Here is a 19,416-nt window from a genome sequence, read left to right as displayed (position 1 = left end):
GGCAGGTCTTACCACGATTTTACGTTATTTTGAGGCCATTTGCCCTAATAACGCAAATATTTTCGATCGTGATTAAACCATGTACATCCCGCCGTTGACGTGGAGGGTCTCACCAGTGATGTAACCCGCTTCGTCAGAGGCTAAAAATGCAACCGCACTGGCGATTTCTTTAGGGTCGCCAAGACGACCCGCCGGAACTGCCGCCAGCGTACCCGCACGCTGATCATCAGTCAGCGCACGCGTCATGTCCGTTTCAATAAAGCCCGGAGCAACAACGTTTACAGTAATCCCGCGGGACGCGACTTCACGCGCCAGCGACTTACTGAAACCGATCAGACCTGCTTTCGCCGCAGCGTAGTTAGCCTGACCAGCATTTCCCATGGTACCAACCACAGAACCAACAGTGATAATACGACCATGACGCTTTTTCATCATAGCGCGCATTACCGCTTTTGACAGACGGAATACAGATGACAGGTTGGTTTCGATAATATCGTTCCACTCATCATCTTTCATTCGCATCAGCAGGTTGTCGCGAGTGATCCCGGCATTATTGACCAGAATATCCACTTCACCAAACTCTGCGCGAATATTTTCCAGAACAGATTCGATAGATGCAGGTTCGGTCACATTCAGTACCAGACCTTTACCGTTCGCACCCAGATACTCGCTGATGGCCTGAGCGCCATTCTCGCTGGTTGCTGTACCAATCACCTTCGCGCCGCGCGCGACCAGTGTTTCAGCAATTGCACGCCCGATACCGCGGCTTGCGCCAGTAACCAGGGCAATTTTTCCTTCAAAACTCATGGTATTCCTCTTTTATTGCGAGAGTGCCGCTGACATCGCTTCCGGCTCGTTAATCGCCGAGGCAGTCAGGGTGTCAACAATACGTTTCGTCAGACCGGTGAGGACTTTACCAGGACCGACTTCATAAAGGTGCTCAACGCCCTGAGAGGCCATAAACTCAACGGTTTTGGTCCACTGTACCGGGCTATAGAGCTGGCGAACCAGTGCGTCACGGATAGCCTCCGGCGCGGTTTCGCATTTCACATCAACGTTGTTCACAACGGAAATCGTCGGTGCGTTAAAGGTAATTTTTTCCAGCTCAGCCGCCAGTTTCTCGGCTGCGGGCTTCATCAGTGCGCAGTGAGATGGTACGCTGACCGGCAGCGGCAGTGCGCGTTTGGCGCCTGCGGCTTTACAGGCAGCACCGGCACGTTCAACGGCCTCTTTATGACCAGCAATAACAACCTGGCCCGGCGAGTTGAAGTTAACCGGAGAAACCACCTGCCCTTCAGCAGATTCTTCACACGCTTTTGCAATCGCGGCATCATCCAGACCAATAATGGCAGACATGCCACCCGTTCCTTCTGGCACCGCTTCCTGCATGAATTTACCGCGCAGTTCTACCAGGCGCACCGCGTCAGCAAACGCAATCACACCGGCGCACACCAGCGCAGAGTATTCACCCAGGCTATGGCCCGCGAGCAGCGCTGGCGCTTTACCGCCCTGCTGCTGCCATACGCGCCACAGCGCAACGGACGCAGTCAGCAACGCTGGCTGAGTTTGCCAGGTTTTGTTCAGCTCTTCGGCCGGACCCTGTTGGGTCAGCGCCCACAGATCATAACCCAGCGCATCAGAAGCTTCACGAAAAGTCTCTTCAATGACCGGGTAGTTTGCTGCCATTTCAGACAACATCCCAACGGTTTGAGAACCCTGGCCCGGGAACACAAAAGCAAATTGCGTCATTTTTTATTCCTTATACTAGAAACGAACCAGCGCGGAACCCCAGGTGAACCCGCCACCGAAGGCTTCAAGCAAGACCAGCTGGCCCCGTTTGATTCGTCCGTCGCGTACCGCTTCATCAAATGCGCACGGTACCGACGCCGCAGAGGTGTTGCCGTGACGATCCAGCGTCACCACAACGTTATCCATCGACATGCCCAGCTTTTTAGCGGTGGCGCTGATGATACGCAGGTTCGCCTGATGCGGCACCAGCCAGTCGAGCGCGGTGCGTTCAAGGTTATTTGCTTCCAGCGTCTCATCGACAATGTGCGCAAGCTCGGTCACCGCCACTTTGAACACCTCGTTACCCGCCATGGTCAGGTAGATGGAGCTGTCCGGATTAACGCGATCGGCGTTAGGCAGCGTTAACAGCTCGCCGTAGCGGCCATCGGCATGCAGATGCGTGGAGATGATACCCGGCTCTTCGGACTGCCCCAGCAGCACCGCACCGGCACCATCACCGAAAATAATAATCGTTCCGCGATCGGTTGGATCGCAGGTACGCGCCAAAACGTCAGCACCGATAACCAGCGCATATTTGACGGAGCCAGATTTAACATACTGATCGGCAATGCTCAGCGCGTAGGTGAAACCTGCGCACGCGGCGGCAACGTCAAATGCCGGGCAGCCTTTAATGCCGAGCATGTTCTGCACCTGGCACGCTGCGCTTGGGAAGGCATGCGTGGCAGACGTGGTGGCGACCACGATCAAGCCAATCTGTTCTTTATCGATGCCCGCCATCTCTATAGCGCGTTGTGCGGCTTCGTAACCCATGGTGGACACGGTTTCGTCTGGCGCGGCGATACGACGTTCACGGATACCTGTGCGCGTGACAATCCACTCGTCAGACGTATCTACCATTTTTTCAAGATCGGCGTTGGTACGCACTTGTGTTGGCAGGTAGCTGCCGGTACCTAAAATCTTCGTATACATGTACGCTCAGTCACTTTTAGCTAATACAGATTCCAGGCGAGCGGCAATCCGTTGAGGAACTTGTCGCTGCACCGCCTGCACTGCCTGTTCTATCGCGACGGAAAAGGCTCGCTGATTGGCCGCACCGTGACTCTTAATCACAATGCCGCGCAATCCTAACAGACAGGCGCCATTATACTGGTCGGGGTTGAGGTGACTGAATCGCCGCGTCAGGCTTTTTTGTAACCAACGCTTTAATAAAATCAGCCACCAGGCGCTTTTTTTACCTTCCCCCTGCGATTTCAGCAGAGAGAGGAACATTCGCACCACCCCTTCCATAGTCTTCAACGTTACGTTTCCGGTGAAGCCATCACACACTAATACATCTGTCTTACCCGTCAGCAACTCATTGGCTTCGAGATAACCAATATAGTTGATGGAGGGAACCTGTTTGAGCAATTCGGCAGCGTCACGAATGCTGTCCAGGCCTTTGGTCTCTTCTTCACCAATATTCAGTAACGCAACGCGGGGATTGTGAATTCCCACTACGTCTTCAGCCAGCACCGAGCCCATGACGGCGAACTGAGCCAGCATTGTACTATCACAATCCACGTTGGCACCGAGATCCAGCACCACCGTTTTACCCTTTTGCTGGTGCGGTAACACCGTCACCAGCGCCGGACGCTCAATGCCCTCAATGGGTTTGAGCAATAATTTCGACAGCCCCATCAGCGCGCCGGTATTGCCCGCACTGACGCAAGCTTGCGCTCGCCCTTCTTTTACCAGTTCCAGCGCCACTCGCATAGAACTGCCGCGGCTATTACGAATAGCCTGCGATGGACGGGCATCACTGGCAATAACCGACTGTGCAGGAATAATCTGCAGACGTGAACGTTGTTCAAAGTCAGCTTTTGCAAGTAATGGCGTGATTGTGTCGGGATTGCCGACTAAAAGAAGTGTGAGTTGCGAATTAGAATTCAGTGCCTGCAATGCTGCAGGCACTGTCACGGAAGGGCCAAAATCGCCCCCCATGACATCTAACGCCAGGGTTAGACGTGTCAAGGTATCGTCGCAGCCTGGTTCGGTAACTTCCCCGTTTGCACGGGGAAATCCTCACTAAGCCTAATCACGCTAACGCGTGATTACTTAGTGATAACCTTGCGGCCGCGGTAGAAACCGTCAGCGGTGATGTGGTGACGCAGGTGTTTCTCACCAGAAGTCTTGTCTACAGACAGGCTGGTAACTGCGGTCAGCGCGTCATGGGAACGACGCATGCCACGTTTGGAACGGGTTGGTTTATTCTGTTGTACGGCCATGGACCTTACTCCTTAATTACTTACGCTTTAAGCTGGCTAATACGGCAAATGGGTTTGGTTTTTGCGCTTCATCAGGCAGTTCCCCAAAGACCATGTCCGCCTCGGACACTTCACAGTGTTCAGAATCATGCACCGGAACGACTGGCAAGGTGAGGATGATTTCATCTTCAACCAGAGCCAGAAGATCGATTTCACCGAATTCGTTAACCTCAATCGGCTCATACGCTTCCGGGAGTGCTTCAGCCTGCTCGTCAGAACGAACCGGACTGAAACAATACGTTGTGTGAACATGCTGTACAAACGGTTTCCCGCAACGCTGACATTCGAGGGTTACCGTCACCTTAGCATCACCGGTTAAAACGGCGAGACGCTGGTTGTCGATAGCGAACGACATGGAGCATTCTACATCACTGTCCACACTGACTACGGATTCGGCAATACGCTCAGCCTGATCGGAAGAATAGATTCCTTCGTAATCAAGGCGTTTTTGAGCCGTACGAACCGGATCAAGAGTCAGGGGTAATTTTACCTTTTGCATAGGGCGCGCATATTAACTTTGTAACGTCATAGAGTCAAAGAAAAAGGCAACCAGAGCTGCCTTTTGCCAATTATTCGCACACATTGCGGCCTGTAGTTTAAAATGGCTGGCATCGATACGCTATATCTGGTGATAAAAATATGCCAAATCTCGTTCTCGCCTCCACGTCACCCTACCGTCGAATGCTGCTGGAAAAGCTCGGGATCCCGTTCGAGTGCGTAGCCCCCGACGTTGACGAAACGCCACAACCGGGCGAATCCCCGCGTCATCTGGTAACCCGTCTCGCACAAGAGAAAGCCCAATCGCTGGCCGCACGTTATCCCGCCCATTTGATTATAGGCTCCGATCAGGTTTGTGTACTGGACGGAGAGATCACCGGCAAGCCGCATACGGAAGAGAACGCCTGCCAGCAGCTTCTGCGTGCGCGTGGCACTATCGTGACCTTTTATACAGGACTGGCGCTCTATAACTCCGCCTCAGGCCACCTGCAAACCGAATGCGAGCCGTTCGACGTGCACTTCCGCCATCTTAGTGAGCAGGAGATTATGGACTACGTGCGCCGGGAACGTCCGCTGAACTGCGCAGGAAGCTTTAAGAGTGAAGGACTGGGGATTGCGCTATTCGACAAGCTGGACGGTCGGGATCCGAACACATTGGTGGGATTGCCGCTGATTGCCTTGTGCCAGATGTTACGGCGAGAAGAGTGTAATCCGCTGATCGTGTAAGTTATGCCCAGCGGCGCTTCGCTTGCATGGGCCTACGGGTTTCGTAGGCCGGGTAAGCGCAGCGCCACCCGGCACCTAATCAGCCGCGCAGAACCTTCAGGCAGCGTTTCAACTGCTCATCCAGCGGCGCTTCAATACGGATAACTTGCCCGGTATTAGGATGGGTAAACTTCAGCGCTGCCGCATGCAGGAACAGACGCGACAGGCCCGTACCCGCCAGTTGCTTATCGAACTCGCGATCGCCGTAGCGGTCATCAAACGCAATCGGATGGCCCGCAAACTGGGTATGCACGCGAATCTGGTGGGTACGCCCCGTCACCGGGCTGCAGCGCACCAGCGTGGCAAACTCGTAGCGCTCTTCAACCTTAAAGCGCGTCTCCGACGGTTTCCCTTCCTGGCTCACGCGCACAATGCGCTCGCCGCTTTGCAGAATGTTCTTCAGCAGCGGGGCCTGCACCACCTTCACGTGGGACTGCCACTGACCGCGCACCAGCGCCAGATAATCTTTCTGCATGCCCTTCTCACGCAGCTGCTCGTGCAGGGAACGCAGCGCTGAACGCTTTTTCGCTACCAGCAGCACGCCTGAGGTATCACGGTCCAGGCGGTGAACCAGTTCGAGGAAACGGGCTTCTGGACGCAGCGCACGTAACCCTTCAATCACGCCGAAGCTCAGACCGCTACCACCGTGGACCGCGGTACCCGATGGCTTATTCAGCACCAGAATATGATCGTCCTCATAAAGGATGACATCGCTCAGGGCCGCGACTTTTTGCAGCTTCGGCGAAACCACCTCTTCTTCACGTTCAGCCACGCGAACCGGTGGAATACGCACTTCATCACCGGCTTCGAGCTTATACTCAGGCTTCACGCGTTTTTTATTCACCCGCACCTCGCCCTTACGCAGGATGCGGTAAATCATACTCTTTGGCACGCCCTTCAGTTGGGTGCGCAAGAAGTTATCGATGCGTTGCCCCGCGTAGTCATCCGCGATAGCAACCATTTTTACGGCTGGAGTCTCTGTTTTCATGGTTGGCGATTCTAAATATCGTCAGCCATTAGCGCCACTCATTTTTCTATGCTTATATTTACTTTTATCCGGCCTGCGCCCCGTTTCACGCAATCGATTTGGTGGTTATTAAACCAATCACCACCTTGAGGTGAAGAAACTGTGAGTAACCGGGTGATAATTGGTAAAAGTCATCTTGCTATAACCCGGCGAGCAGTGGAATAATGGGGCTGTTTTCCGCGTTAAATCCGGGTTTTGTAAGGATGTCGACGGAATGACCAATTTTGTCTGACCGATCATCCACGCAGCAATGGCGTAAGACGTATTGATCTTTCAGGCAGTTAGCGGGCTGCGGGTTGCAGTACTTCCCGGTATAAGGATTGTTCTCTGGAGAGTTCTACCCAGGCAATTCCCCTGATAATTGCGCTGTGTTTCCGTATGAAATACAGGCAACCGACACTCTGCGCCTCTTAAGCGAGCGACAACCGTGAGGTTGGCGACGTGAACAGACACGAGGCCATCGGTTCATACCCCGGAAAGCGTCACCTTGCCCGCAGCTTTGTCGTCAATGTAAGAATAACGAGTAAGTTACGATGAAAAGAATGTTAATCAACGCAACTCAGCAAGAAGAGTTGCGTGTCGCCCTTGTGGATGGGCAGCGCCTGTACGATCTGGATATCGAAAGTCCTGGACACGAACAGAAAAAAGCGAACATTTACAAAGGTAAAATCACCCGCATTGAACCAAGCCTTGAAGCTGCATTTGTCGATTACGGTGCTGAGCGTCATGGTTTCCTCCCTCTGAAAGAAATCGCCCGCGAATATTTCCCTGCAAACTACAACGCCCATGGCCGCCCAAACATCAAAGATGTTCTGCGTGAAGGTCAGGAAGTTATCGTTCAGATTGATAAAGAAGAGCGCGGCAACAAGGGTGCCGCACTGACCACCTTTATCAGCCTGGCGGGGAGCTATCTGGTGCTGATGCCAAACAACCCGCGCGCGGGGGGCATCTCTCGCCGTATCGAAGGTGATGACCGTACCGAGCTGAAAGAAGCGCTGGCAAGCCTTGAGCTGCCGGATGGCATGGGGCTTATCGTGCGTACCGCGGGCGTGGGCAAATCTGCCGAAGCGCTGCAGTGGGACCTGAGCTTCCGTCTGAAGCACTGGGAAGCTATCCAGAAAGCCGCAGAAAGCCGCCCTGCTCCGTTCCTGATCCACCAGGAAAGCAACGTTATCGTGCGTGCCTTCCGTGATTACCTGCGTCAGGACATCGGTGAGATTCTGATCGATAACCCGAAAGTGCTTGAGCTGGCTCGTCAGCACATCGCCGCGCTGGGTCGTCCGGATTTCACCAGCAAAATTAAACTGTACACCGGTGAAATCCCGCTGTTCAGCCATTATCAGATCGAATCCCAGATCGAGTCCGCCTTCCAGCGTGAAGTGCGCCTGCCGTCTGGCGGTTCTATCGTTATCGATACCACCGAAGCGCTGACCGCTATCGACATCAACTCCGCGCGTGCAACCCGCGGCGGGGACATCGAAGAGACGGCCTTCAACACCAACCTTGAAGCCGCTGATGAAATCGCCCGCCAGCTCCGCCTGCGCGACCTGGGCGGTCTGATTGTTATCGACTTCATCGACATGACCCCTGTTCGCCACCAGCGCGCGGTTGAAAACCGCCTGCGTGAAGCGGTGCGTCAGGATCGCGCGCGTATCCAGATTAGCCACATCTCGCGCTTCGGCCTGCTGGAGATGTCCCGCCAGCGTCTGAGCCCGTCGCTGGGTGAGTCCAGCCATCACGTCTGCCCGCGCTGCTCCGGTACCGGTACCGTGCGTGATAACGAATCGCTGTCTCTCTCTATCCTGCGTCTGATTGAAGAAGAAGCGCTGAAAGAGAACACCAAAGAGGTTCACGCCATTGTGCCTGTACCGATTGCCTCCTACCTGCTGAACGAAAAACGTGCAGCGGTCAGCGCAATCGAAGCGCGTCAGGGCGGCGTTCGCTGCATCATCGTGCCAAACGACCAGATGGAAACCCCGCACTATCACGTGCTGCGTGTCCGTAAGGGCGAAGAGACCAGCACCCTCAGCTACCTGCTGCCGAAGCTGCATGAAGAAGAGATGGCGCTGCCTTCCGATGAAGAACCTGCCGAGCGCAAACTGCCAGAGCAGCCTGCGTTAGCGACCTTCATTATGCCTGAAGCACCACCGGAAGCGGCGCTGGAAAAACCTGCAGCCAAACCGGCGGCGCAGAAACCAGAAGCAACGGCCGCGAAAGTCCAGCCGGCGCAACCGGGTCTGCTGAGCCGCTTCTTCGGCGCGCTGAAGAAGATGTTTGCGGGTGAAGAAGTTCAGCCAGAGCAGCCGAAAGAAGAACCTAAAGCAGCCAAACCTGAACGTCAGCAGGACCGTCGCAAGCGTCAGAACAACCGCCGCGATCGTAACGACCGCAGCGACCGTAACGAGCGTCGTGACAGCCGTTCAGACAATAACGAAGGCCGTGAGCAGCGCGAAGACAACCGTCGCAACCGTCGCGAGAAACAGCAGCAGAATGTTGAAGATCGTGAAATTCGCCAGCAGGCGGGCGATGAGTCTGAGAAGAGTAAACAGCGCGACGAGCAGCAGCCACGCCGCGAACGCAACCGTCGTCGTAACGACGAGAAGCGTCAGGCGCAGCAGGAAGTTAAAAACCTGAACCGCGAAGAGCCCGCTGAGCAGCAGGACGGCGAGCAGGAAGAACGTACTCAGGTGATGCCTCGTCGTAAGCAGCGCCAGCTGTCACAGAAAGTGCGCGTTGGTGCGGCTCCGGTAGAAGAAACCACCGTAGTTGCGGCTGAAGCGGCAGAAACCGCAACAGGCACGCAGGTTGCAAAAGTTGACCTGCCTGCCGTCGTGGACAATAACGTTGAGCAGGATGAAAACGGTGAAAACCGTGACAACGCAGGTATGCCGCGTCGCTCCCGCCGTTCTCCGCGTCATCTGCGCGTGAGTGGCCAGCGTCGTCGTCGCTACCGTGACGAGCGTTATCCGACTCAGTCTCCAATGCCGTTGACCGTGGCGTGCGCGTCACCAGAAATGGCATCCGGCAAAGTCTGGATCCGTTATCCGGTCGCTCGCCTGGAGCAGGCTGTTGAAGAGCAGGCAGTGACCGAAGAGGTGATTGCTCCTGTAGCAGCGGTTGAAGATGCGGTGACCGAAGCAGTAACCGTGGTTGAACCTCAGGTTGTTGAAGCGGCAGAACCACACGCAGTGGACGTCGAAACCACCCATCCTGAAGTGATTGCCGCGCCGGTTGATGCCGCACCGCAGATTATCGCCGAAGAAGATGTCGTGGTGGCTGAGGAAGTCGCTGAAGAGGCTGAACCTGTAGCCGCAGTGGAAGAAGCCGCTGAAACCCTCGTCGAAACCACCACTGAAGAAATCGTTCAGGACGTTGAGATTCAGGTTGAACCGGTTGTTGAAGAAGCGAAAGCGCCTGAAGTGGAGCCAGAGCCGGTTAAGGTTGTTGCCGCTCCTGCGCCTGCTCACGTTGCGACAGCGCCAATGACGCGCGCTCCGGCACCAGAGTATGTGCCTGAAGCACCGCGTCACAGCGACTGGGTTCGCCCGGCGTTCAGCTTTGACGGTAAAGGCGCTGCAGGCGGCCACAGTGCAACGCATCACGCGACTGCACCAGCGACGCGTCCGCAGTCTGTCGAATAACGACGCAGAAAGTAAAAAGCCGACCTTCGGGTCGGCTTTTTTTATGGCTGCTGCACGGGCTTTCTCATCCCGGTGACCTCCGGCATGATCTGCCGCATTAGCTCCAGAAATCGTCGCAAGCGCGCCGGATAATAGCGGGACCAGGGGTAAACCAGATGCACCGGTAACGCCGCCGGCTGCCACTCTGGCAGCAAATGTACCAGCCGACCTTCCCGGATATCATCCTGTACCGTCCAGCTGGATACTACCGCCACGCCAAGACCGGTGAGTGCCGTATTGCGTGCGACATACAGACTGTCGGTGCTCAGGCGTGGGGTAATTATCACGCGCGCGGTGGCGGATGATGCCTCGTGAAAAAGCTCCACATGGCGCTGGTAGAAAGAGCTGATGGCAATCCAGGGAAGCTGCTGCAGATCCTCCGGGGTGTTAACCGTCGGAAAGCGGTCCAGTAATGCCGGAGAAGCCACCACCGAGCGCGGCACTTCGGCCAGCAGTACGGACACGGTCGCCGGGTCGACTTCCATTCCCACCCGAATAGCGCAGTCAAGGTTGTCGCCCAGAAAATCAGCCGACCGATCGTTGAGCATCCACTCAATAGAAAGCTGCGGATAACGCTGTAGAAATTCGGTTAGTGGTTTCAGGAGCTGATCCTGACCAAACGCATGCGGCGCCCGCACTCGCAGCACGCCTACAGGTTCATCTTCCGTCTGCCCCACCTCATCTTCCAGCGCCAGCCAGCTGTCAATTACCCGACGGGCATGCTGATAGCAGCGCTCCCCGTCATCCGTCAGCCGCGTCGTGTGGGTGGTGCGCAACATCAGACGCACGCCCAGCATTGTCTCAAGCGACTGCAGCCGCCGGCTCACCGTGGCCTGGGTGGTGTCCAGCTGCCGTGCCGCCGCAGAAAGGGAACCCGCCTCCACAATGCGGACAAACGTTCGCATCAGCTCTACCCTGTCTATACGCTCAGCTCTTTTCATTTACTTTTCATCTATACGTTCAACGTATAAGCGTTTTACCACCGCGCCCGCTACCGCCGCAAGGCGTACTGATGAAAAATAGCCTCACACGATGAATGAGGAACGTCTTATGAACACAACAACCGTCGCCCATGCCGTAAGCCGCTGGGTAATCTTAATGCTGGCGCTCGGTGCAGGCTTCAGCGTGGCATCCATCTATTATGCCCAGCCTCTGCTGCCTCTGATGGGCGCCGACCTTCACCTGAGTATCGAAGGAATGGGCCTGGTCCCGACCCTCACCCAGGCGGGATATGCCTTAGGGATCCTGTTCCTGCTGCCGCTCGGCGATCGCCACGACCGCAGAACGTTAATCCTGATAAAGAGCGCAGCCCTGGCGCTGTTCCTGCTGGGCTGTAGCCTGACCGGGCAGATCCACTCCCTGCTGCTGGCAAGCCTGCTCATCGGCATGGCCGCCACCATGGCGCAGGATATTGTCCCGGCTGCGGCGATCCTTGCGCCGGAAGGCAAACAGGGGAAAACCGTGGGTACGGTGATGACCGGTCTGCTGCTGGGCATTTTGCTCTCCCGAACCGTCAGCGGCGTGGTGGGCGAAGCGTTTGGCTGGCGCGTGATGTATCAGCTGGCTGCGGGAAGTATTGCGTTTATCGGCGTGGTGATGTGGGCCGTACTCCCTCGTTTCGCCGTTCACTCCACGCTGAGCTATCCCGCTCTGCTGCGCTCGATGGAACATCTGTGGCGTCGCTATCCCGCTCTGCGCCGTGCCGCGCTGGCCCAGGGTTTTCTGTCGATAGCCTTTAGCGCCTTCTGGTCTACGCTTGCGGTCATGCTGCTGGAACGCTATCACCTCGGGAGTGCCGTCGCCGGTGGTTTTGGTATCGCAGGGGCAGCCGGTGCGTTGGCAGCCCCGCTGGCGGGCGGCCTGGCGGATAAACTGGGTGCCGGGAAAGTCACGCAACTTGGTGCCGTCCTTGTGACCGTCTCGTTTGCCCTGATGTTCCTGATGCCCGCCCTGGGAGTTCACGGACAGCTGATTCTGATTGCCGTCTCTGCTATCGGGTTCGATCTGGGCCTGCAGTCCAGCCTGGTCGCGCACCAGAATCTGGTTTACAGCCTTGAGCCACAGGCGCGGGGTCGTCTGAACGCCCTGCTCTTTACCGTGATCTTTATCGGCATGGCGTTGGGTTCCGCGTTAGGCAGCAATATTTACACGCTGGCTGGCTGGACGGGCGTGGTTGCGCTGGCAACGGTCTGCGGCATCATTGCGCTGGCAATCCGTATGATTGAAAGCGCGCGGGTCGCCTCGGCACCAGCAGAAATGGCATAAAAAAAATGCCCAATCCAGACGGATTGGGCAGTAAAACATGCCCAGTTTCAAGACATGTTCCAAGAGGTCAAGATGTTATTTGTTCAGCTGGAACAGAGACATGCCCTGCATATCGCTAAACGCTTTATAAGAGGCCTGCAGGGCCGCCTGCTGCATGGTGTAAGAGGAAATCGCTTCGTTCCAGTCCACGTCCACCAGATCGCTCATCTGCTTAGTCTGACCCAGCGCGCGGTCGTCACCCAGGGTATCGAGTTTTTCCAGTTCGTTCAGCTTGGTACCCACATCCGCAACGACCGTCAGAACGTTGTTCTGAGCGTTTTTAATACCGATCTGCACATTGGAAATCACCTGGCCTTGCGCGGCGCTGGCGGCCGGATCGTTCTCAATCGGCGTTTTCAGCGAAGCAATGGCGGAATCAAGGATTTTAAACATGTTGGTATCGCCATACCCACCGCCCGGCAGCTCTTGTGCATTGCTGGTAATGCTCTCAAAGATCTGCTGGCCGGTATGGCTGATCGCCATGTTTCGCGCCGTATCGACCTGCTGGGTGATCGCCTCAGTACCACCATTGTAGGTGCCGGTTGCGGCATCAAACGGTGCACTCTCGGTTTTGTATCCCGCAAAGATATAGCGACCATTGCCATCCGTCGTGTTAGCCAGGTTCATCAGCTGGTCGCGGATCCCCTGGATATCGGTTGCCAGAGAAAGACGGTCGTCATCGCTTAATGTGCCATTCGACGCATAGACCAGCTTCTCGCTCACGCTGGAGAGCGCGGCGTTCACCTGCGTTAACACGTTATCTTCCAGCGAGACCTTCTGAGTTGCAAAGGTACGCGCTAACGCAAACTGGCTGTTTTGTGACTGAGATTGTGACAGCACAATGGACTGCGAAGCCGCGATAGGATCGTCCGACGGACGGTTGACGCGCTTACCGGTCGACATTTGCTCACCGTAGCTCAGCCATTTGCTCTGGGAATCGGTGATCCCACGCATGTTCTGCTCGTACATCATCTGGGTGCTAATACGCATTATTCACCTCAACCTTAACGAATGTTGATAATTGCATCAAAGAGCGTACTGGCAGTCTGAAGTACCTGCGCGTTGGCGAGGTAGTACTGCTGATACCGCTGCAAGTTGCCATACTCTTCGTCGAGGTTGACCCCAGAGATGCTCTGCTGCTGCTTGGTTAACTGCGTTTCCACGTTGGCTTTTGTCTGGCTGCTCACCTTCAGTGAGGCAGTGGTGCTCCCGACGGTGCTGACGAGCGAAGCGTACGCATCGTTGAAGGTTTTGTTTCCGCCAACCACTTTGCTGTTTTGCAGATCGAGCATTTTCTGCCCGTTGCGGTTGTCACTCTCACCGCCGTTCTGCACCGCAGCCATGGCCAGTTTGGACTCGTCGCTGATGGACAATTCCATATTCATGATGACATCGGCCACGGGCTTCACGGTAAAGCTGTCTTTGGTATTTGCCGAACCGCTGACGTTCACGTTGAGGCCATCAAACGACAGATTACCGCTGGCATCCGGGCTCATTGTAAAGCTGGTCTTGTCCGAGGCACGGGTGATGGTCCAGTCGGTGCCGTTAAACTGCAGCGTATAGTCCGTTGCCTGAACTTTGGTGCTGTCCGCAACGGTGGCAGTGACCGCCGCCGTGCCGCTATTCTTGCTGTTGGAAAGCACGGCCGGAGAACCAAAGTCGAACAGCTTACCGCCCGCATCGCCATTGGCATCAAAACCGGCCTCATGCTGTTTGTTCATCGCATCAGCAAAGGCCAGCGCCATCTGGTTCAGGGTGTTACGAGCTTTATCCAGATCTTCAGCACGGAACGTCAGCAAACCGCCTAACGAACCGGTCGTGATCATCTTTTCCGGGATCTCGACATTACCCGCAACTTCATCGACGTAGGCGATCGTGGTGCGGGAAGGATCGGCGCTGGACTTCACGGCAGCCAGCTGGTTAGCTTTGCTGCCCTGCACCAGGCTGTAACCATTGCCGAAAGAGATGTTATACGTGCCGCTATCCTGCACAGAGACTTCCACGCCCACGATTTTGTTCAGCTCAGTGACGAGCTGATCGCGCTGGTCGAGCAAATCATTCGGGGATGCGCCCGCGCCAACGCCGGTCAGACGGGAGATCTGATCGTTCAGGTTGGCAATCTGTTTGGCGTAGTTGTTGATCTGCGACACGCTGGTTGAAATCGCGGTATTCACCTGCGAATCCTGATCGCGGAGATACTGATCGTTGGTTTTGAACTGATTGACCAGGCCGCTCGCTTTTCCCAGCACCGTCTGACGCGCAGCCGGGTCTTCCGCGTTGCTCACCAGCGTTTGCAGGCTCTTAAAGAAATCCTGTAGGGTGGTGGAAAGCGAGTTGGTGGTATCGGAGAGCACATCGTCAATTTTTGACATCTGCTGATAGCGCGTGGTCAGGCCGCTGCTCTGGGTCTGCGCGGCGCGAAGCTGGTTGGTGATGAAAGCGTCATATTCACGCTGGACACCGGAGACATACACCCCGTTACCCACCCAGCCACCGCCGGTCAGCGTGCTGTTAGATGCACCCAGCACCGTCGTCTGGCGGGTGTAACCTGCCACGTTATAGCTTGAAATATTATTACTGACGGTATTGAGTGCCGACTGCGCGGCACTGAGGCCACTCATGGCGCTGTTAATCAAACTGGACATGGGGGTTCCTTTTATACGTTCAGACACGAGTCCTGATGAAGGTTATCGGCAACCTCCACCGGGACTTGAGAACTTTCAGAACAGATTTTCGATATCTGTGCTATAGGCTTTGCTGACCTTCTCGCCCATGGATTTCAGCTGCTGGATCATGCTGGTAAGCTTGCGCGCGTAGTTCGGGTCGGTCGCGTAGCCCGCGTTTTGCAGGGCCTGAGCGCCCTGCTCCGCCGTTGCCGCCTGCGTAACGGCGGTATAACGCGGATTTCGGCTCAGCAGGCCTACATAATCGGATAAGGCTTCCAGATACGAGCTGTAAACGCGGAATTTGGCTTTCACCTTCACCGCCGCGCCGTTCTCGTATTCCGTAGTCGTGATCTCCGTGGTCGGTCCCTTCCAGCTGGAGGTGGCCTTCACGCCGAAGATGTTGAAGCTCGGGTCGCCGTTTTCCTTGCGGATCTGGCGCTGGCCCCAGCCCGACTCCAGCGCGGCCTGGGCCAGAATCAGGTGGTGAGGCACGCCGCTCTGTTCACTGGCAAGCCGTGCCGGCAGAGAAAGCTGCGCCAGGAAGTCTTTGCTGTCACCGGAGAGCGCCTCGTCACCGCTGCCCGTTGCCTTCGGTATCGCTTTACGCACCATCTGCGTCAGCGCCTGGTTCTGATAACTGGTCACCGTTTCGAGGTCGAACTTCATCGGCACCTGCGGCGGCTGCTCTTCTGGCTGAACACCCTGTGCGGCGGCGGTCTGTTTGACAATCATGTCAGCCAGACCGAGGCCTTTACCGGCGGTCATCTGCTGCGCAATCTGCTGGTCGTACATGCTGGTATAAAGACGCGTTGAATCGCTGCTGAACATCCCGTCTTTCGGCAGGGTTTCGCGCATGCTTTTCAGCATCATCTGTACAAACATCCCTTCCACCTGGCGGGCGACCGGGCGGATATTCGCCGCCGGGTCTTTACCTGCTTTGGCTTTCAGTTCGTTGAGCGACTGGGCGTCCCAGGCGGCACTGGTCAACAGTTTGCTATCGGTCAGCATCAGATGATTTCCAGTTTGGCGCGCAGGCAGCCCGCGCTTTGCATCGATTGCAGAATGGACATCAGATCCATCGGCGTCGCGCCCAGGGCGTTCAGGGCACGCACCACGCTGTTCAGGTTGGCGCTGGAGCGCACGCTCTGCAGGGAACCGCCGCTCTGGCGTAAATCAATCTGCGTTTGCGGCGTCACTACCGTCTGGCCGCCACCAAATGGTGTATCCGGCTGGCTGACGTTGGCGGAACGGTTAACCGTCACCGACAGGTTACCCTGCGCCACGGCACAGCTATCCAGCGACACTTCCCGGTTCATCACCACGGAGCCCGTACGGGAGTTGATGATCACTTTGGCATCCTGCACCGGCACGTTCACTTCCAGATTCTGGATATCCGCCAGCATGCGCACCTGGTTGCTGCTGCCGGTGGAGGTGCGGATCTGCACGGTACGCGCATCCAGTGCCGTGGCATTGCCATAGCTGCGGTTGATGGTGTCGGCAATCTGCTGCGCCATCGTGAAGTCTTCATTATTCAGTTGCAGGTTGATGGTGTTGCCCGCGCCAAACTGGGTCGGCAGTTCACGCTCGATGATCGCACCGTTGGTGATGCGCCCGCCGTTCAGCTGGTTCACCTGGACGCTGCTTCCGCCAGCGGATGCGCCTGCCCCGCCAACCAGGATGTTCCCCTGCGCCAGCGCGTAGACCTGGCTGTCGACGCCTTTCAGCGGGGTCATCAGCAGCGTACCGCCGCGCAGGCTTTTGGCGTTACCCATTGAGGAGACCACCACGTCAATGGTCTGCCCCTGGCGCGCAAACGCCGGGTAGGAGGCAGTGACCATAACCGCGGCCACGTTTTTTAGCTGCATGTTGGTTCCCGCCGGCACGGTAATGCCAAGCTGGGAAAGCATGTTGTTTAAGCTTTGGGTGGTAAACGGCGTCTGGGTGGTCTGGTCACCGGTACCGTCCAGCCCCACCACCAGGCCATAGCCAATCAGCGAGTTCCCGCGGACGCCCTGAACGCTGGTGAGATCGCGAATGCGGTCGGCCTGGGCAAACGTTGCGACAAGAACCAGCGCCGCGGCGAAGATCGATTTAAACATGGGTCACCTCGCTTACATCGGCGATAAATTAAGGAAGAAGCGCTGCAGCCAACCCATATTCTGCGCTTCATTAATGTAGCCGTTGCCGACGTACTCAATGCGCGCATCCGCCACCTGGGTGGACGGAACGGTGTTAGTGCCGCTGATGGTGCGTGGATTCACCACGCCCGAGAAGCGAATGAATTCAGTGCCCTGGTTAATGGCGATCTGTTTTTCACCCACGACGTGTAAATTGCCGTTAACCAGCACCTGGTCAACCGTGACCGTCAGCGTACCGCTGAAGGTGTTGCTGGCGTTCGCGCCACCTTTACCGTTAAAGGTATTGCCGCCGGAGGCCTCAACATCCGCACGGGCATTGCCGAACAGGCCCTGCAGATAGCGTGGAACGGTGTCAAAGCCAAAATTGGTTTTGCCATCGCGGCTGGCGTTCGCCGACGAGCTCTTGCTCGCGCTGACGTTTTCCTGCAGCACAATGGTCAATGTATCGCCAATATTACGCGGGCGGCGATCTTCAAACAGCGGCTGATAGCCGTAGTTAATCGGCTGCGCGGTCTGGAAAATGGAGCCGTTTACAACTGGCGCAGGGCCAGGAACGGGTTGGGCAGTCGTCGCACCCTGGACCAATGGTTTAGACGGGATCAAAGCGCACCCGCTGAGGGTGACGGCCAGAACAGTCAGTATCGGATAACGAAACGCCGCGTTTTTTTGCATTGCCTTCATCTTCGAAAACAGGGAGCCGGTGCGGGGTTTACCGCACCGGGCTACACCTTAGAGTTGCGTCAGTTTCTGCAGCATCTGATCGGTCGTCGAGACTGCTTTACTGTTAATTTCATACGCGCGCTGGACCTGGATCATATTCACCAGCTCTTCCGCCACGTTCACGTTGGAGGTTTCGACATACCCCTGGTACAGCAGCCCCGCACCGTTCAGGCCTGGCGTACTTTCATTTGGCGTGCCGGAGGATTGCGTTTCGGTGTAGAGATTCTCACCAATGCTTTCCAGACCGGTATCGTTCATGAAGGTGGTCAGGTTGAGCTGGCCGACCTGGACCGGCGCGGCCTGCCCCTGCTGGGTCACGCTCACGATGCCGTCGCGGCCGATGGTAATGCTCAGGGCGTTCGCCGGAATGGTGATCGCAGGCTGAACCTGGAAACCACCCGCCGTCACCAGCTGACCGTTCTGATCGACCTGGAAGGAACCGTCACGGGTGTAGGCAGAGGTCCCGTCAGGCAGCTGCACCTGGAAGAAGCCCTGGCCTTTGATCGCCACGTCTTTGCTGTTGTTGGTCTGAGACAGGTTGCCCTGGCTGTGCAGACGCTCGGTCGCCACCGGGCGAACGCCGGTACCGATCTGCAGGCCTGACGGCAGCGTCGTCTGTTCAGAAGACTGCGCGCCCGGCTGGCGGATGGTTTGATAAAGCAAATCTTCGAAAACGGCGCGCTGACGCTTGAAACCATTGGTGCTCACGTTTGCCAGGTTGTTGGCAATCACATCCATGTTGGTTTGCTGCGCGTCCAGGCCAGTTTTCGCGATCCATAAAGAACTGATCATAAAGAGTCCTGTTAACTCATCGACAGAAGTTGGTTAGCCTTGCCCGCGTTTTCGTCCACGCTGCTGATAATTTTCATCTGCATTTCAAAACGACGGGCGCTGGCGATCATGTCGCTCATGGCGGCTACCGGCTTAACGTTGCTGCCTTCCAGAACGCCGGACATCACGCGGATGCTCGGATCGGCCTGTAATGTGGCACCACGGGTAGCCTGAGCTGCCTGGGTCAGACGGAACATGCCGTCGTCGCCGCGCTGCACCTCTTTGCCTTCCGCTTTGACCAGCTTGAGACGCCCGACGGGGGCAACGGTGTTGGCCGGATCGCCCGGGTTCAGCGCCGAGATGGTGCCGTCCGCGGCGATGGTCAGCTCAGAGCCTTCCGGCACGGTCAGCGGGCCCGCTTCACCCATCACCGGATGCCCCTGAATCGTCAGCTGGCCGGTCGCGCTGACCTGGATATTCCCGTTACGGGTATAGCCTTCACCACCGTCCGCCGTTTGCACCGCCAGCCAGCCGTCCTGCTGCAGAGCAACGTCCAGCGGGCGTGAGGTGTAATCCATCTGCCCTGGCGTCATGTCTGCGCCCGGGGTGGATGCCGCCACCAGCGTACGGGTCGGCAGGGAGAGCCCTTCCACCGGCACCGCGCGCAGCGCATTCAGCTGCGCGCGAAAGCCCGGCGTAGAGGCGTTTGCCAGGTTGCTGGCGGTAACGGCCTGCTGGCTGAGCGTCTGACTTGCCGCGCCCATCGCGGTATATATTGCGTGATCCATTGCGCTT

Annotated in this window: 18 protein-coding genes; 3 read left to right on the top strand and 15 right to left on the bottom strand. The window is 56.7% G+C overall.

All coding sequences use genetic code 11. From position 1 onward, the window contains the following. Window positions 1–72: 72 nt before the first annotated feature. The 6 genes from fabG to yceD form a co-directional block, all read right to left on the bottom strand. Complete coding sequence (gene fabG / locus IM314_RS04925; RefSeq protein ID WP_010429699.1) at window positions 73–807, bottom strand: 3-oxoacyl-ACP reductase FabG; 735 nt, start codon at window positions 805–807, stop codon at window positions 73–75. A 12-nt stretch (window positions 808–819) separates the two neighbouring features. After that, window positions 820–1,749 (bottom strand): ACP S-malonyltransferase, encoded by a 930-nt coding sequence (gene fabD, locus IM314_RS04920; protein WP_028012717.1) that lies wholly within the window; start codon window positions 1,747–1,749, stop codon window positions 820–822. Between the two features lie 15 nt (window positions 1,750–1,764). After that, window positions 1,765–2,718, bottom strand: coding sequence for a beta-ketoacyl-ACP synthase III (locus IM314_RS04915; protein WP_193358698.1), 954 nt, complete (start codon window positions 2,716–2,718; stop codon window positions 1,765–1,767). 6 nt (window positions 2,719–2,724) lie between these two features. Beyond that, window positions 2,725–3,759, bottom strand: a complete 1,035-nt coding sequence (gene plsX / locus IM314_RS04910; RefSeq protein WP_193358697.1) for a phosphate acyltransferase PlsX — start codon at window positions 3,757–3,759, stop codon at window positions 2,725–2,727. An 80-nt stretch (window positions 3,760–3,839) separates the two neighbouring features. Beyond that, complete coding sequence (gene rpmF / locus IM314_RS04905; protein WP_003857964.1) at window positions 3,840–4,013, bottom strand: 50S ribosomal protein L32; 174 nt, start codon at window positions 4,011–4,013, stop codon at window positions 3,840–3,842. Between the two features lie 16 nt (window positions 4,014–4,029). Next, entirely contained in the window at window positions 4,030–4,551 is a 522-nt protein-coding gene (yceD, locus tag IM314_RS04900) for a 23S rRNA accumulation protein YceD (protein WP_006174678.1), read from the bottom strand. A 140-nt stretch (window positions 4,552–4,691) separates the two neighbouring features. Here yceD and IM314_RS04895 point away from each other — a divergent pair, with 140 nt between their 5' ends. Then, the gene (locus IM314_RS04895; RefSeq protein WP_193358696.1) at window positions 4,692–5,276 is read left to right on the top strand and encodes a nucleoside triphosphate pyrophosphatase; all 585 of its coding nucleotides are present in this window, start codon (window positions 4,692–4,694) and stop codon (window positions 5,274–5,276) included. A gap of 79 nt (window positions 5,277–5,355) precedes the next feature. On the opposite strand, the gene rluC is transcribed toward IM314_RS04895, so the two are convergent. Beyond that, window positions 5,356–6,303 (bottom strand): 23S rRNA pseudouridine(955/2504/2580) synthase RluC, encoded by a 948-nt coding sequence (gene rluC, locus IM314_RS04890; protein WP_193358695.1) that lies wholly within the window; start codon window positions 6,301–6,303, stop codon window positions 5,356–5,358. Between the two features lie 572 nt (window positions 6,304–6,875). Here rluC and rne point away from each other — a divergent pair. Further along, a complete protein-coding gene (rne, locus tag IM314_RS04885; RefSeq protein WP_153656067.1) occupies window positions 6,876–9,983 on the top strand; it encodes a ribonuclease E in 3,108 nt (1,035 codons plus the stop codon). A gap of 41 nt (window positions 9,984–10,024) precedes the next feature. Here the strand turns inward: rne and IM314_RS04880 are convergent, their stop codons facing one another. Further along, window positions 10,025–10,963: a LysR family transcriptional regulator gene (locus IM314_RS04880; RefSeq protein ID WP_028012711.1), complete on the bottom strand. Its 939-nt coding sequence runs from the start codon at window positions 10,961–10,963 to the stop codon at window positions 10,025–10,027. Between the two features lie 109 nt (window positions 10,964–11,072). Between IM314_RS04880 and IM314_RS04875 the strand changes: the two genes are divergently transcribed. After that, window positions 11,073–12,287: an MFS transporter gene (locus IM314_RS04875; RefSeq protein WP_193358694.1), complete on the top strand. Its 1,215-nt coding sequence runs from the start codon at window positions 11,073–11,075 to the stop codon at window positions 12,285–12,287. 75 nt (window positions 12,288–12,362) lie between these two features. Here the strand turns inward: IM314_RS04875 and flgL are convergent, their stop codons facing one another. The 7 genes from flgL to IM314_RS04840 form a co-directional block, all read right to left on the bottom strand. Beyond that, window positions 12,363–13,316, bottom strand: coding sequence for a flagellar hook-associated protein FlgL (gene flgL, locus IM314_RS04870; protein ID WP_028012709.1), 954 nt, complete (start codon window positions 13,314–13,316; stop codon window positions 12,363–12,365). Window positions 13,317–13,330: 14 nt separating this feature from the next. Continuing rightward, on the bottom strand, window positions 13,331–14,971 hold the full coding sequence (gene flgK / locus IM314_RS04865) for a flagellar hook-associated protein FlgK (protein ID WP_193358693.1): 1,641 nt from the start codon (window positions 14,969–14,971) through the stop codon (window positions 13,331–13,333). Window positions 14,972–15,046: 75 nt separating this feature from the next. Then, the gene (flgJ, locus tag IM314_RS04860; RefSeq protein ID WP_041910522.1) at window positions 15,047–16,000 is read right to left on the bottom strand and encodes a flagellar assembly peptidoglycan hydrolase FlgJ; all 954 of its coding nucleotides are present in this window, start codon (window positions 15,998–16,000) and stop codon (window positions 15,047–15,049) included. Continuing rightward, on the bottom strand, window positions 16,000–17,091 hold the full coding sequence (locus IM314_RS04855; RefSeq protein WP_028012706.1) for a flagellar basal body P-ring protein FlgI: 1,092 nt from the start codon (window positions 17,089–17,091) through the stop codon (window positions 16,000–16,002). The genes flgJ and IM314_RS04855 overlap by 1 nt, the downstream gene beginning before the upstream one ends. Before the next feature lie 12 nt (window positions 17,092–17,103). Continuing rightward, the gene (gene flgH, locus IM314_RS04850) at window positions 17,104–17,802 is read right to left on the bottom strand and encodes a flagellar basal body L-ring protein FlgH (RefSeq protein WP_048956759.1); all 699 of its coding nucleotides are present in this window, start codon (window positions 17,800–17,802) and stop codon (window positions 17,104–17,106) included. Between the two features lie 57 nt (window positions 17,803–17,859). Next, window positions 17,860–18,642 carry a flagellar basal-body rod protein FlgG gene (gene flgG, locus IM314_RS04845; protein ID WP_000625853.1) on the bottom strand — a complete coding sequence of 261 codons (783 nt, stop codon included), beginning with the start codon at window positions 18,640–18,642 and terminating at the stop codon, window positions 17,860–17,862. A gap of 11 nt (window positions 18,643–18,653) precedes the next feature. Next, the gene (locus IM314_RS04840; RefSeq protein ID WP_028012705.1) at window positions 18,654–19,409 is read right to left on the bottom strand and encodes a flagellar basal body rod protein FlgF; all 756 of its coding nucleotides are present in this window, start codon (window positions 19,407–19,409) and stop codon (window positions 18,654–18,656) included. Between the last annotated feature and the right edge of the window lie 7 nt (window positions 19,410–19,416).

The sequence above is a fragment of the Enterobacter cloacae complex sp. P42RS genome (genome assembly GCF_014930595.1).
GTDB classification, from domain to species: Bacteria; Pseudomonadota; Gammaproteobacteria; order Enterobacterales; family Enterobacteriaceae; genus Enterobacter; species Enterobacter bugandensis.
This window is presented reverse-complemented; position numbering and strand designations above follow the sequence as displayed.